The sequence below is a fragment of the Bacillus sp. ISL-46 genome, from assembly GCF_018613205.1.
Genome location: NZ_JAGGQR010000024.1, coordinates 1 through 14,612, shown reverse-complemented (window position 1 = coordinate 14,612; position 14,612 = coordinate 1). Strand labels below are relative to the sequence as shown.

The 14,612-nt window shown below is 36.4% G+C and carries 12 protein-coding genes; 6 read left to right on the top strand and 6 right to left on the bottom strand.

Going from position 1 to position 14,612, the window contains the following annotated elements:
• Positions 1-50 precede the first annotated feature (50 nt).
• A complete protein-coding gene (locus J7E67_RS14010; RefSeq protein ID WP_251026770.1) occupies positions 51-956 on the top strand; it encodes an AraC family transcriptional regulator in 906 nt (301 codons plus the stop codon).
• A gap of 204 nt (positions 957-1,160) precedes the next feature.
• Here J7E67_RS14010 and J7E67_RS14005 read toward each other — a convergent pair whose 3' ends face one another.
• The 4 genes from J7E67_RS14005 to J7E67_RS13990 all read right to left on the bottom strand — a co-directional run bounded on the left by J7E67_RS14005 (position 1,161) and on the right by J7E67_RS13990 (position 6,511).
• Positions 1,161-2,588 carry a sucrose-specific PTS transporter subunit IIBC gene (locus J7E67_RS14005; protein ID WP_214732154.1) on the bottom strand — a complete coding sequence of 476 codons (1,428 nt, stop codon included), beginning with the start codon at positions 2,586-2,588 and terminating at the stop codon, positions 1,161-1,163.
• 112 nt (positions 2,589-2,700) lie between these two features.
• Positions 2,701-2,940 (bottom strand): aspartyl-phosphate phosphatase Spo0E family protein, encoded by a 240-nt coding sequence (locus J7E67_RS14000; protein ID WP_251026769.1) that lies wholly within the window; start codon positions 2,938-2,940, stop codon positions 2,701-2,703.
• A gap of 95 nt (positions 2,941-3,035) precedes the next feature.
• Positions 3,036-5,222, bottom strand: coding sequence for an alpha-galactosidase (locus J7E67_RS13995; protein WP_214732152.1), 2,187 nt, complete (start codon positions 5,220-5,222; stop codon positions 3,036-3,038).
• 413 nt (positions 5,223-5,635) lie between these two features.
• Positions 5,636-6,511 (bottom strand): AraC family transcriptional regulator, encoded by an 876-nt coding sequence (locus J7E67_RS13990; RefSeq protein WP_214732150.1) that lies wholly within the window; start codon positions 6,509-6,511, stop codon positions 5,636-5,638.
• An 807-nt stretch (positions 6,512-7,318) separates the two neighbouring features.
• Between J7E67_RS13990 and J7E67_RS13985 the strand changes: the two genes are divergently transcribed.
• From J7E67_RS13985 to J7E67_RS13970, 4 genes are all read left to right on the top strand, one after another.
• The gene (locus tag J7E67_RS13985; protein ID WP_214732148.1) at positions 7,319-8,653 is read left to right on the top strand and encodes an ABC transporter substrate-binding protein; all 1,335 of its coding nucleotides are present in this window, start codon (positions 7,319-7,321) and stop codon (positions 8,651-8,653) included.
• Between the two features lie 81 nt (positions 8,654-8,734).
• Entirely contained in the window at positions 8,735-9,607 is an 873-nt protein-coding gene (locus J7E67_RS13980) for a carbohydrate ABC transporter permease (protein WP_214732146.1), read from the top strand.
• Positions 9,597-10,484: a carbohydrate ABC transporter permease gene (locus J7E67_RS13975; protein WP_214732144.1), complete on the top strand. Its 888-nt coding sequence runs from the start codon at positions 9,597-9,599 to the stop codon at positions 10,482-10,484. The genes J7E67_RS13980 and J7E67_RS13975 overlap by 11 nt, the downstream gene beginning before the upstream one ends.
• Positions 10,485-10,534: 50 nt before the next feature.
• On the top strand, positions 10,535-11,146 hold the full coding sequence (locus J7E67_RS13970) for a YesL family protein (protein WP_214732142.1): 612 nt from the start codon (positions 10,535-10,537) through the stop codon (positions 11,144-11,146).
• A 1,057-nt stretch (positions 11,147-12,203) separates the two neighbouring features.
• Here the strand turns inward: J7E67_RS13970 and J7E67_RS13965 are convergent.
• The gene (locus J7E67_RS13965; protein ID WP_214732169.1) at positions 12,204-12,389 is read right to left on the bottom strand and encodes a tyrosine-type recombinase/integrase; all 186 of its coding nucleotides are present in this window, start codon (positions 12,387-12,389) and stop codon (positions 12,204-12,206) included.
• Positions 12,390-12,518: 129 nt separating this feature from the next.
• Between J7E67_RS13965 and J7E67_RS13960 the strand changes: the two genes are divergently transcribed.
• Positions 12,519-13,499 carry a hypothetical protein gene (locus J7E67_RS13960; RefSeq protein ID WP_214732140.1) on the top strand — a complete coding sequence of 327 codons (981 nt, stop codon included), beginning with the start codon at positions 12,519-12,521 and terminating at the stop codon, positions 13,497-13,499.
• Between the two features lie 516 nt (positions 13,500-14,015).
• Here the strand turns inward: J7E67_RS13960 and J7E67_RS13955 are convergent.
• Positions 14,016-14,612 (bottom strand): transposase (locus J7E67_RS13955; RefSeq protein WP_214732138.1); only part of this gene is annotated, 597 nt, incomplete at its 5' end.

Below are 14,612 nucleotides of genomic sequence, written 5' to 3'. Positions count from 1 at the left end.
GTTTACCTAATAACCTCAATGGTAAGTTAGTGTGATTGGAGGGTAAAATATTGTCCTTTATTAATAGAGAGAAACCTGTAAAAGATTATCGAACTTACGGTTTTCGTTTTCAAGATGTGCTTCCTAACGATGTAGCAAACATTTTCGTGCTTGGACGGGAAGAAAAAATGCCCGGCACGGTTTATGATTGGCATGGATTAAAGCGGAAAGATGTTGGCACTTATGTTTTTCAATACACTCTGTCAGGATCAGGAAGGCTTGACATAGCGGATAAAAGCTATACAGTGAAGGCTGGAGAAGCATTCATTGTCGAGATTCCTAGCGATCATCGATATTATTTTCCAAAGGATAGCGAGGGATGGGAGTTTATGTTTATTACATTAGTAGGAAGAGAGGCAGCCGATTGCTGGCGGTTTATGAAGGAACAGAGTGGTCCTGTCTTGAAAGTACCTCCGAATTCAAAGTTGATCCAGCTTTTACTGAAAATCTATCAAGAGACATATGATCAAAGGATTACAGATGCATATTATGCCTCTGCAAAAGCTTACGAGTTTATTATGGAGTGTTACCGTTTCATAAGAAATATTGAAAAAACAACGAAAGATATCTCTCTCCAGATTACAAAAGCTCTTTCCTTTATCCAAACACATTATCATGAACCGATTACACTCGACGATATAGCGGCCGTATCCGGTCTCTCAAGATATTACTTTATTAAGCAGTTTCAACACCAACTAAATATGACACCTGTGCAATACCTTACCAAAATCAGAATTCAAAAAGCGGCGGAGCTTCTTCGTACTACAAGCTCCTCTGTTACGGACGTTGCAGCCCAAGTGGGTTATGCAAATGCCAACTATTTCAATAAGGTATTCCGTAAAATGGTTGGTGTATCCGCCGGGACGTTTCGTGATAGTAAGGAAGTTGTTGAAATTGATCAATTGATCATTGATTAAGTTGATGACAATATGAATTGATAAATGAAAAGGGGATATTCGCATAATAAGGGTACACCGGAGTGGAAAGATATTGATGTAAATCTAGAGGATTATTAGATTCAAGTTCTCTTAACAAAAGAATTGAGAGGACTTCGGAGAAAAAATAAGGGAGAATCAATACGATTCCCCTTTAACTCTACGAAGTAAGCTACCTTATTTTCATTACCGACTAAGCTTTTTTGCATCTCTTTTTCCTAATACCAGGGTTAATATAAATGCAATAATCATCGAGATTACCATGCCAATTACATAATAAGGAATTGATGCTACCTTAATCGAAATAATTCCTGGAAGTCCTGCTGCTCCCATAGCAATGGCTCTTACCTTAAAGAAGGTAACAAATGCAGAGGCTATACCAGATCCGATGATTGCTCCAATAAATGGATATTTAAGTTTCAAATTCACACCGAACATTGCCGGCTCAGTTATTCCTAAAAGGGCAGAAATTCCTGATGCAGATGCAACACTTTTCATTTTTTTATCTTTCGTCATGAAAAAAACGGCAAGAGTGGCTGCTCCCTGAGCTACGTTAGACATGGCTGCAATTGAAAATAGGAATGAACCACCTGTTTTGGCGATATTTGCCAACAATTGGGTTTCAACTGCAATAAAGCTTTGGTGCATACCAGTTATAACGATTGGGGCATAAAAGAATCCAAAAATCCCTCCACCAACAAAGCCTGTTGTATTATATAACCACACGATTCCATCCGTAAAATAATTACCTGCTGAGCGAGTTAACGGACCTACAATTGTGAATGTTAGCGCTGCAGTTATCAAGATTGATAATAAAGGTGTAAATAGGTTATCCAGTGCAGAAGGAATGACTTTTCGTAAGTTGATTTCAATTTTCGCTAAAAGAAAAGAGGAAGCAAGGACCGGCAAAACAGTTCCCTGATATCCAACTTTTTCAATTGTAAGACCGAGAATATGCCATGCTGGAACCTTATGAGCTACTAATGCCGCACCATACCCATACGCATTTAATAAATCCGGATGAACCATAATCATACCAAGTGCTGCCCCTAAAAAAGCATTCCCGCCAAATCTTTTTGTAGCGGAAAAACCAATTAACACCGGGAGGAAGACAAACGCAGCGTTTGCAAATGTATTTATCATTGCTGCTAAGTCGGCAATACTAGGGTTGGCATCAATTAATGATTTTCCGTGGATAAATAAATCTTTTGCGGTTAATACATTATTAAGTCCCATTAATAAACCACCTGCTACGATGGCTGGGATGATGGGAACAAAAATATCTGAAAGTAATTTAATTAATTGAAGAAACGGATTCTGTTTTTTCGCCCCTGCATTTTTTACTTGACTGGTCGACATTTCGCTAATCCCGGTAAGATTAACAAATTGTTTAAAGACTTCGTTTACTGTACCGGCACCAATGATAATTTGAAACTGTCCTCCAGTTGAAAAGGTACCTTTTACAACCTCGAGGCTATCTAAAGAAGCTTGATTGATTTTTCCCTCATCATGCAATACTAAACGCAGCCTTGTCGCACAATGTGCTGCTGCTGAAACATTTTCTTTTCCTCCAATAGCGGTTAAAATGGCTTGTGCGCTTTCTTTGTAATTCATATCCTTTCTCCTTTGTTTTAAGTTTTTATTTGGAACCAATTTCAATCCATGGTAAAAATAAAGTAGTAAAAACAACTTGTTCCATTAAGTGTTACCAGGAACCGGTTCCATTTTATAACATAATGAGAACCGATTCTGAATCAGTAGATAAAAGATGATGCTGATTTCCTTTTGTTTTCTTTTTATTAATTGCATTTCCATATTTTTGATAAATCATGATTAATTGGTCTAATTTCCGACTACAACGAATTGTTTCATGGCTGTTTAAGCCAGTTTCTTTAGCAATCTTAATCAAATCTTTTTTGAGTAGATCGATCTGTTCTTCTAACACTTCAATCTGTAAAATCATCATGCGTACCCCAATTCTTGTAACTGTTTAATTCGTAAATGAGTTACTCGCAGCATAATATGCAAAAAAGGTAACATGTTCATTACAATGTACTATGTTTAAACCTTCTTTAGTCTCCAGAATAGGCTTATAAAATCTCCTTTAATTCTTGGTATCGTAATCCCTATGTTCATAAGCTCATCCCCACCGTACACTTCACCTGTTTCCATATGTTTGTACAAACTATCTCGATCCAATCCTTTTAATTTGAGAATCCGAATAGATGCTGCAGGTTGAGATAATACTCTGAAATAACCAACTATTGTTTCCGAATAATTTTCAGAGACAAAAGACCAGGCGGTTTCATTTCCTTCAAATGGGCTAAGGATACGGTAGAAAGTGCCAAATTGAATCAACGGTCGAATCTCCTTGTAAAAAGCAACCTGTTGCATAATCATTCCCTTTTCTTCTGATGATAATTTTGTTAAATCTAATTCATAACCGAGGTTGCCAGACATGGCTACATGGCCACGCATATCAAGTGGTGTTACTCGGCCAACCTGATTGTTTGGAACAGCTGAAACATGTGAGCCTATAGAGCTGATTGGGTATACCAGACTAGTACCATACTGGATATTCAACCGGCATACGGCATCTGTATTATCACTGGCCCATGTTTGAGGCATAAAGTACAGCATACCTGGATCAAAACGTCCTCCTCCACTAGAACAACTTTCAAATAATATGTTTGGAAACTTTGAAGTCAGCTCGTCCATAACTCGGTACAGTCCCAAAATATAACGATGTGCAGTTTCTCGCTGTCTCTCCGGTGGTAGAGTTGCCGATCCAACCTCTGTCATATGACGGTTCATGTCCCATTTAACGTAACTAATTGAAGTACTTGATAATATTTTAGATAATGCCTCAATAATATAATCACAGACCTCTTTACGAGATAAATCGAGAACCAACTGATTTCTGCCTACTGTACGAGGTCGATTTGGCACGTGCAAACACCAATCTGGATGTTTCCGATACAAATCGCTATCTTCTGATACCATCTCTGGTTCAAACCATAGACCAAATTCCATATCCATATCACGAATACGCATGGCTAAATCTTCTAGACCATTGGGAAGTTTTCTTTTATCTACTATCCAATCTCCTAGTGAACTTTTGTCATCATCTCTATGACCAAACCAACCGTCGTCTAATACAAATAGTTCCATTCCAAGTTTTTTTCCTTCTTTTGCAATCTGCTCGATTTTTTCTGTGTTGAAGTCAAAGAAGGTGGCTTCCCAGTTATTAATTAAAATAGGACGTATACGATCGCGGAATTTTCCTCGACATAAACGAGTACGATAAAGCTCGTGAAAGGTTCGTGACATTTCTCCTAATCCATTTGAAGAATAAACCATAACTACTTCCGGTGTTTGAAAACCCTCATTTGGTTCAAGCAACCATGAAAAATCAAATGGATTAATACCCATAGAGACTCGGGTATTACGATATTGATCTAACTCTACTTGGGTTAAAAAGTTTCCACTGTATACGAAATTAAATGCATATACTTCCCCATGATCTTCATCGGCTCCTTTACGAAGTAATGCCAAAAATGGATCCTGTTGTGGACTACTTGCACCACGACGGCTTTCCATAATGTGAACACCTGGCGTTATCGGACGTCTAGAAATATTTCGTTCGTTTATATGAGCCCCATATAATGATAATAATTCGAACTCATCGTCTCGAAAATCTACACTAGCACTTAATGCTCTCATGATTTTGAGATTTTCATTTCCATGATTATCAAATCGTACAGAGCGAGTGACTACATTAAAATTTCTAAAGACTGTGTAAATTAACGTAACCTTTAATCCAATCAATTCATCTATCATGACAATTTCTAATGTTTCAGCTTCTTTTTCCGATTCAATATAAGTAGATGGCAGACCTTGTAATTTTGGCTTCCCTTCATAGATTTGATGCGTAAGATAACGTAGATCTGTCACAGTAGAGCCATTTTCTAATTGAATCTGGTAAGCGGGTGATCGAAAATCCCCATTTCCATAGGCGGGATACTCAAGTGGTATTGTATCTAATGAAAATGTTCGGTCTAACGGGTCTGGATTTGGTGAAAATCCTCTATCAATGAATGTAACAGGATTACTTTTGCGATATTTTTTAATTCTTTCTCCCCAATATAAATGGACTAAATATCCATCTCGGATTACTTGCATAACATAGCTTGTATTTTTTCCTTTTAAATGAAAAATTTTATTCTCTGAATCAAACTGAATAGTCATATAGCTCTCCTAGATTATTTATTGTATTACTTGTCTCTAAAGTCTTTTTAAGCAATTTGTTGCTTATATAATTCAGGATAAAACTATTTGTTTTGTGGGACAAGGGTAAAAAAGATATACATAAGGTAAATTATTGCTCTTCGTTCGACCACAAATTTCAGTTGGATTTTAATTGTTAATACTATGCTTCTGTCTACAGGGAATTGGAAGGAGTTCCATAGTTAAATTAATTATAAATGGGGTTGAAGTGGATGTACTTATATCGTACAGTCAATTTAGAAGGAGATAACATTGATTATTATCTAAGTGAGTCAAGTGATTACAAGTAGCCAAACGCTTTTTCAAGGAAGCCTTGGCTACTTCTCATATTTTTTCAACCTCGAAGAATACATGATCTTAATTATTAAGTTAAACTACTTTTTAAATAAAATCCGATTCATATCATAATGATTATTATTCCTACGAAATTCCATTGGAGAAATCCCCATATGTTTTTTAAAAACTTTCCCAAAATAATTGGCGCATGTAAATCCCACCATTTTCGCCACCATCTCTAAATTCATTTCAGTTGAAGAAACTAATAGTTGAGTGGCCTTTTCTAATCGGACTTGAGTCAGGTAACGGTTAGGGGTCATTCCTAATTTTTTCTCAAATTCACGAGTGAGATGAAATTTAGAAATCCCTACTGCATTTGCCATATCGTCCAACCCAATTGATTCTTGATACGTTTCATTAATAAACTTCTTACATAGTTCAATCTTAGAAGGCAAAGGCCTTGTCTTTTGTTCTTGATAAAAGTGACTGGTTAACTCCATTACCAGTTGATAAGCGTATTTAGAACACTGATACACATCCTTTATTTGATCTTTCACAGCCAATTCATAGACGGTCCAAGCCAATTGCATAAAGGCTGAATCTTCTTTTACTGAAATAACAGGACCTGACAAACTAAAGAGTTGATGCCAAAAAGGTATGGCTTCTTTTGAAAATTCGATATAGAGTACTTCCCACTCTTTAGAATAGGATGGCAGTCGATAGCAGTGATCACTAGGGATTTCAACAATAAAAACATCACCTGGTTTCTGACTATAAATTTTCCCTTCAATCTCAATTTCTCCTTGACCACTTACAGTATATTGAAATAAGCAATATTCATTAGAGCGGCGTCTTCCATCCCAAATATATGTGGGAGATGAATAAGAGCGCCAGCCGATTCCCTTTAACATTAAAAGAGGCATGGGCATAATAAATTGAAAACCTATTGAAGCTTGAGATAAATCACCCAGCAAGATATTACCCTCCATTTGTTTTTTTTACTCTTGTATCAAATTAACTATCATTTTATCTTAATTATATAAGGAGTTTACCTTTTTAAAAAGTGACTTCAATGGAGGTGAATAACCGCAAGAATGTACAAATCTTGTTTCGTTGACTGTATGTATAAGACCCGGGATTTATGAAAGCGGTAAAATTTAATAACGACAGGCGCTTCAAGAATCAAACATTTCCGTTCCAAATTATTATTATCGAATCAATACCAGGAAACTTCGATTGAAAGTAACCGTTCCTACTTAATTGGTGATTAGAGAAAGCGGTGAAAAAGTAGGTAGGGAGAAGATATGACTTTAGGGGGTGAATCCAGAAAAACTGCAGACAGGATTCTTCATATTGGTAAAAAGGTTTAACATCCCTAATGAATGCTAGTGACGGCCATCACATTTTAATAGGGACATTAAACCGGAGACTCACTAGCTAACAAATGAGTTATAAATATTATATAGTAGTCTCTGCTGATTATATAGTATATGTGTTTACTAGCTAGTAGGAAATATTATTTGAGTTAAGAATTTGTGGGCAGATTTTTTTATCTCGAAACGAAAGCGGATTCAAAGTTTTAGGTTACTGCCAAAAATAGTATTCAGGTATCTTTGATATCTAGTGATAAGAAATTCAACGAACTTATCTAAGATTATTAATAACTAAGTTTGAAGAAAGAAAATGAAACTAGATTGAAAGAAAAGCATCCCAATAAGACTTAGCAATTTACCTTTTTTTAAAAAACTTATTATTTTTCAAATTTAATGGGAGGTTTCAAAATGAAAATAAAATCAAAGGTAATGTTCAAGATTGTTCCAGCAGTTCTTGCCGGCTTGCTTGCCCTTTCCGGGTGCAGTGGCAACAGCACAAAAACATCCTCAGAATCAGGTGGAAGCGCCTCTGGTAAAACAGTGAACCTTACGATGTCTGTTTGGGGAAATCCCGACGAGTTGAAGGTATACCAGAAGGGGATCGATGCTTATACAAAAGAACATCCAAACGTAAAAATTAAAATGATACCGGTGCCTAGTGACGGGTATGAGCAAAAATTATTGACGCAGCTGCAAGGCGGAAATGCTTCAGACGTATTCTATGTTGGCGACACTACCATGGCGAAGTTGGCAAAAAAAGGTGCCCTTGCTGAGTTGGGTAAATTCATGAAGAGTGATGAGAGCTATGCCAAGCCGGATGAATATGCAGTCGGTCTATGGGGCGCTGCCAAGCAAGGTGACAAAATTTACGGTATCTCAGTTGACTGTAATCCAGTGGTTATGTACTACAACAAAAAAATGTTTAAAGACCTGGGCATTAAATCGCCTCAAGAATATTTTGATGAAGGCAAATGGAATTGGAATGCCTTTAATGAAGTAACGAATAAATTAAAAGATGCCGGTAAAAAGGGATTTATAGCCGAACAATGGCTAATGGATACTTGGATTTGGTCAAACGGCGGTCTTTCCTTTGATGAATCAGGAAATTACGTGATGGACCAAAATCAAAAAGCGAAAGATGCGATCCAATTTGTAAACGATTTAATGAAAAAGAGGCAAATCACGTACGCTGGATCTCTTCCAAAAGGACAAGGAATAGATGCGATGTTCATGTCCAACCAAGTGGGAATTGTGGCTGCAGGGCGCTGGTTAACTCCAATGTTCAGCCAAAACAAGAGCCTCAAATTTGATTATATTTCCTGGCCAACTAATACTGGCAACAAAATGGAGCCAGTCCAAATTCCTGTAGCATACATTGCTGTAAACAAAAAGTCTAAAGAAGTAGACGAGGCAATGAAGTTTGCAACATTCTATGTATCAAAGGAAGGACAAAAAGAGCGTTTAACCGGAAATGGTAGCGCAGTTCCTTCAGTAAGCGGTATTGATGACATAGTAACGAGCGACAAGACAGTTGAGCATTCACAATATCTAATCGATGGTCGTGAAACAGGTTTTGCAAGCGGCTCTCCTAAACTATTTAAAGGACAAGTTCCTGGCTTGAACAAGGAGATTGAAGACCAATATGACTTGTTGTTCCTAAAAAAGCAAGATGTGGATACAACCATCAAGAAAATTTCAGAAAAATCAAAGAAAATGATAGAAGAATTTAAAGCGGGTAACTAATTTTACTAAAATCATAGGGAAAGGGAGTTGATAGAATGCTTTCCCTTTCTCTACTATCATTGAAAACGGAGGGTGAGTTCCATGCATAATCGCCAAAGGACGTTAGCAGGTTATTTATTTATCACACCGCAATTAATTGGCCTATTTGCTTTCTCTTTATTCCCGGTTATTTACGCACTTGTATTAAGTTTCACAAAATGGGACGGGTTTGGTGCAAAAACATTTGTAGGTTTTGCCAACTATTTGAAGCAGTTTGAAAATCCGGATTTTTGGATGGCAATGAAAAATACAGTATATTATATGGTTTTAGTGATTCCAGCGAGCATTATTCTTTCCTTACTCCTTGCGGTTGCGCTTAACAAGGTGAAAGGGAAGGAGATCTATCGGATATTTTACTTTATGCCTGTTGTAACAAGTTCCGTATCTATCGGGGTTATTTGGATGTGGATTTTAAACGGTGACTTTGGAATTTTGAATCTGCTGCTTTCGCATATCGGAATTGAAGGGCCAAAGTGGCTGACCGATACCCATTGGGTTATTCCGGCAATTGCAATTTTAAGTATTTGGTGGGGACTTGGTAATAACATGGTTATCTTTCTCGCAGGTTTACAAGGAATTTCCAAAAGTTATTATGAGGCTGCTGAAATTGACGGCGCTTCCCGTTTTCGTAAATTTTGGCATATTACCTTGCCATTGCTCTCACCTACAACATTCTTTATTGCCATCATGTCTATCATTGGCTCCTTCCAAGTATTTGACCAGGCCTTCGTTATGACGAACGGTGGTCCTGCGAAATCTAGTTATACACTTGTATACCATATTTATCAACAAGGGTTTATTGACTTTAAAATGGGAGAGAGCGCTGCTTCTGCGATGATTCTGTTTGTGATTATTTTAATCTTCACTCTTATCCAATTTAAAATGTCGAAAAGGTGGGTTCACTATGCTGAATAATATAGTCACAGCAGTTAAAAAGACAGCCATTCCAGTCGTACAGACAAAGGTGAAGAAAAGGGTAAAGCCATCTCAAATTATTCTTCATGGCATCTTAACTCTTGGCGCTCTTACTATGATCTTCCCGTTCCTTTGGACGGTAATCAGTTCCTTGAAGGACATGTCGCAAATCTTTCTCGTACCTCCGGTATGGATCCCTCATCCAATTCAATGGTCTAATTATCTGAATTCATTGACCGCAATGCCGTTCGGAAAAGCATACTGGAATAGCTTCTATATTACTAGTACGGTTGTGTTGGCTACATTGCTAACTGCATCTATGGCAGCTTACGCGTTTGCAAAAATTCGTTTTACAGGAGCAAACGTTTTATTCATTCTTTTCTTGTCTACAATGATGATTCCCAAGCAAGTAACGATGATTCCTTTATATATTATCATGGGGAAAATTGGATGGCTGGATTCCCACCTGTCCCTGATTGTACCTGGTGGTTTATTTAACGCCTTCGCTGTATTTTTACTGCGGCAATTTATCATGGGTATTCCAAAAGAATTGGAAGAGGCAGCCGTCATTGACGGAGCAGGCTACTTCAGAATCTACTGGAGCATTATTTTACCACTGATACGCCCTGCCCTGGCTGCTGTTGGTATTTTCGTATTTTTAGGGTCATGGAATAACTTCCTTGACGCCTTAATTTATTTGAACACACCTGAGAAATTTACAGTTCCATTACTGCTAAATACGTTCAAAGGTTTATATGTGTCTGACTGGGCATTGATGATGGCGGGTACAACAATCTCTGTTATTCCAGTACTTATTATTTATATCGTTGCACAAAAGCAAATTATAGAAGGTGTCACGATTACAGGTATTAAATAATTGCGGGAAAAGGGCACATTTACAAAATTTTAAAAACCAGTGGTGAAAATATGAACTTTATGAACAGCAAAGTGTATTCAACATTCGAGGTAGTTTGTAATCTTTTTCTGTTAAATTTGCTTTGGCTTCTGATGAGTTTGCCTGTCGTAACGATTTTCCCGGCAACCGCTGCTATGTTTGGGGTTGTGCGACAATCGGTTTTGTATAAGGATTCCAGCGTTTTTACTTCGTTTTTTCGCTATTTTAAGGAAAATTTTAAGCAAAGTTTTCTACTGGGGATTTTGTGGCTGACTTTTGCCTATATATTCTATTCTGACTATAAGTTCATATACGGATTAGGTTCCATCCGTAACGTATTGTTGCCGGTTCTGCTTTTTGTCGGCGTTTTGTATACTTTTACAACCGTATTTTTGTTTCCTGTCATGGTTCACTACAAAACGAATTGGCGTGTATTGCTAAAGAATGCGTTGTTCTTTTCACTTTTACATTTTCCGATTACCCTTCTAGGTCTTGTTATCTTGGTTGCAACGGCAGTGATCGCAATGGCACTTCCAATTACAGGCTTTATAATTTTTAGTATCAGCGCTTACTGGATATTTTCACTTTGCAACCGTGTTTTTCGGAAAATAGAACAGGTAAAGGTTATGGAATCCGTCAACTAATAATGTGATCTCGGGTTTTCTCAAATATAAAATGACAATTTAGTAGGATTATAATGACAGCTGAAAAACAAGAGGGGGAGTTCCCCTTTTGTTTTTCAGCTTTATTGGTTAGTATATTGCGCATCTCTTTGTATCAAACTAGTGTAATTACGGGGTAGTTTAACTTAATGGAAGGCGGTATGAAGTAGTGCAGAATGAATGACGAAAAAGTCTGAGATACTCCATTAAATGGCACTTAAGAAAATCTTAGAATCCTTTGGATTCACCGTAAAAACTTACAGAATTAAGGGAGATTGAAATTGCAAAAATAATAAGGGGGAACTAGAACGTGACCTCGGAAAAAATCATCGTAAAACATAATGATGAAATTTTGTTTAAAGGAGTTTCAGTTAAAGTAAAACTTGGTGATGGTAAATCGTGTCTACTATCTTTTAAATTTGTGAGCTGTATGTAAATACAGTAATAAAAATTCTCGAAATAGCAATTTTCGAGAATTTTTATTTTGGAGTTAGAATTCCAGCTATTATTGGTTTTACTCAAAATTAATAGAGAAAAGGGATAAAATTTCACAATTAACCGTATATGTTAATAATAATATTAAATAATATTTAAACATATATGATAAAACATATTATATAGAATATATTATAATATATATTTTATTAAATTGTATTTAAAATATTCATCATATATTTGTCCCAAGTAGAGTTAAAAAGTAAAGAGAAGAAATTTTACATGTAATCGAACGCTTTAAATTATTCGTTAAATAGCGACTCATAAATTAATTAAATATTGAAACACATTATATACAACAAAATTAGATGGAAGGCAATACATAAAAGGATAGATAAATGTGTTTTTTGGCAAATCTCCATATATCAAATTATAGAAATAAAGTTGAAGTTCATCATAGGGTGTTTCCACCAAAATTAGAAGGTACAAGCGTACCCAAATATTATGAAAATGGACCTTTAAGGAACACCATACCACATCAAATGAATGCAAAAATATAACAAAAAATAAAAAGATGTATGCTCTACGATAATAAATTATATCTTTAAAACAAATTAACTTTATTTAAATGAAGATATGAGTTATCCTGGTTGATACGTTCTAAGTATATGTTGGTTGTGGAAACATCCGAATGGCCAGCCCAATCCTTTACGACAGCAAGAGGAACGTCATTCTCTAGTAGAAGAGTAACAAATGTATGACGGAACCAGTGAGGCGTTACGCTTAAAATCCCATAGCTTTCGTTGAAAAATCGGGTTGCAGCGGCAGCCCTTTTTCTTGTTCCACTAGTGGGAGTTTAGTTGAACTAAAAATGTTAAAATAATGAAAAAACATTTTATATAAAAGGGGGGGAATGTAAATGAAAAAAATAATAGTTGTTTGGGTAGTTCTACTTGGGGTAGTGATTTCTGGATGTGGAAAAACGAACGGTGAATCAACCAAAACTTCTCCAGAAAGTTCGAAGCAAAAACCCAAAACAACTGAAACAACATCACAAAGTTCGAAGCAAAACACAAATCCGGCAGTGAAAGCATCGCCATCCAAAAGTTCAACATCTTCAGAAATACCACAGGCGAGTGATAATATCAGCGATGTTTGGCTGGCAACAGGAAAACGGGATGGGGTAAGTAGCACTTGGTACTTTAACAATGGGCAATTAACAGTCAATAACGTGTACCATTTTTCTTTTACAATCGCTAAAAATAAAGATTCTCATGGGTATACGGTTGTAACGATATCAAATAAAGAAGGCAAAAAACATGCTCTCTTATTGAAAAGAAATGGCAGTAATTTTGACGGTAGAACTGTTGAGGGTGAGGATTATGTAAAATATTTAGCGGATGGCACGGTTCCAAGTGGACAATTTATCGAATTTATATATCAACAGAAACAGGAAAAAGTTGTTTCCCAAAATGCTTCGCTTGAAGAGATGGAGCATTTAAAGAAGACGCTTAGGACCTATATATTTGATACGTATATGCCGGGTCCTGATTATGTTTATGCTAAAGGTATCAACTGGTCTGAGAATTTCTACGATAATTTAAACGCTAATGAGATTTGGAATGTTATAGAGGAATTTAAGAAAAAAAATAACGGTAAAGAAGGAACTCTCTTTGAACAAGCCCAGTACCTTTCTTGGAATGCGCCTATAAAAGATAATTGGAAAGAGCTATTTTTTGAGGATTGGAATAACAGTAATAATAGGGAAGATGAAATAGTAAAATTAATTGATAAAGGTGATACTGTATGGGTTTATACGGATTCTGTACCTTATACTGGAGAAAAAGATAATTATCCTATTGAAACAGTAGATAAAAGAACTGGTTCTTGGCACGGATAGAATTTACTAGAAGACTTGCCGACTCTATTTTAAAAAGAAAGTATAAGATTTTCACCCACTACAGTTTGATAAAATAAGTTGTGTTTTTGTTGGAATCCTCTTCAACTCCCTCAGTTTGATACGAGTATCTCTTGAATGCTCACTTATTCGCAGGATTTCATAACCTCTATAAATAGAATGACGGGTAATTGGAATGAATTCAGATCATTTGGCTTCGTGAAGGCATAGTTAAATAAAGGAGTTAGCTAATACTCCATATTTTACCATATGATGTACATTCTCCACGCCGCCCCTGGAGGCTTTCCCTCCCATGTCTCAACGGGTCAATTGCCCTATCATTCCTTCGTCATGCCTATCCAAGGGGTGGAGGCCAGTTATGCTAACCTGATGGGTCAGTGCCCTTTTGTTCAATAAACCTGGTACTCCGTACATATTTGAAATCCTACGAATAAGACAACATTCAAAATTAAAGTTAACTATCTTAATTGAAACATTTTATTAACTAATGTTTTATTTCTAAGCTGCTAAAGGGATTAATTCTTGTATTTTATTTGGACAGTAAGACTCGTTTCGTCGTGCTATTCCTACAAAAATCCTTGCTAGTTTACCGATCAGTTTCATTATTGATTTCATTTTCTTTATCTTCTTAACCTTCACATTATAGGAATGCATGGCTTTAAATTCAGGGTTATTCATCACAAGGCTCATGGTTGCTAAGTAGAGGAAACGTCGTAGTCTCGACCTTCCACGCTTCGAAATAACAATCTGACCTTTCCACTTGCCAGAACTTGCTTCAGCTAGATGTAATCCTGCATGACGTAATAGAGAGTTTCCGTGAGAGAATCCACTTAGATCACCTGACTCACCTAGTATCCCAGCTAATGAAATTTCACTTATTCCTTTAATCATAAGTAGTTTTTTTGCAAATGGAATATTGTTGAGAACTTCTGTAACTTGTTGTTCAACTCTTTCGAGTTGTTTTACAGAGAGGTCATATTCTTCTAATAATTGTTCTAGATGGAATTTATAAGCATCAAGTGCTTGTCCCGTTCCAATAGAACATTTTGCTAGATTGATCAGTAATTGAGCTTTTTTAGGTCCTGGTTGTCTTTT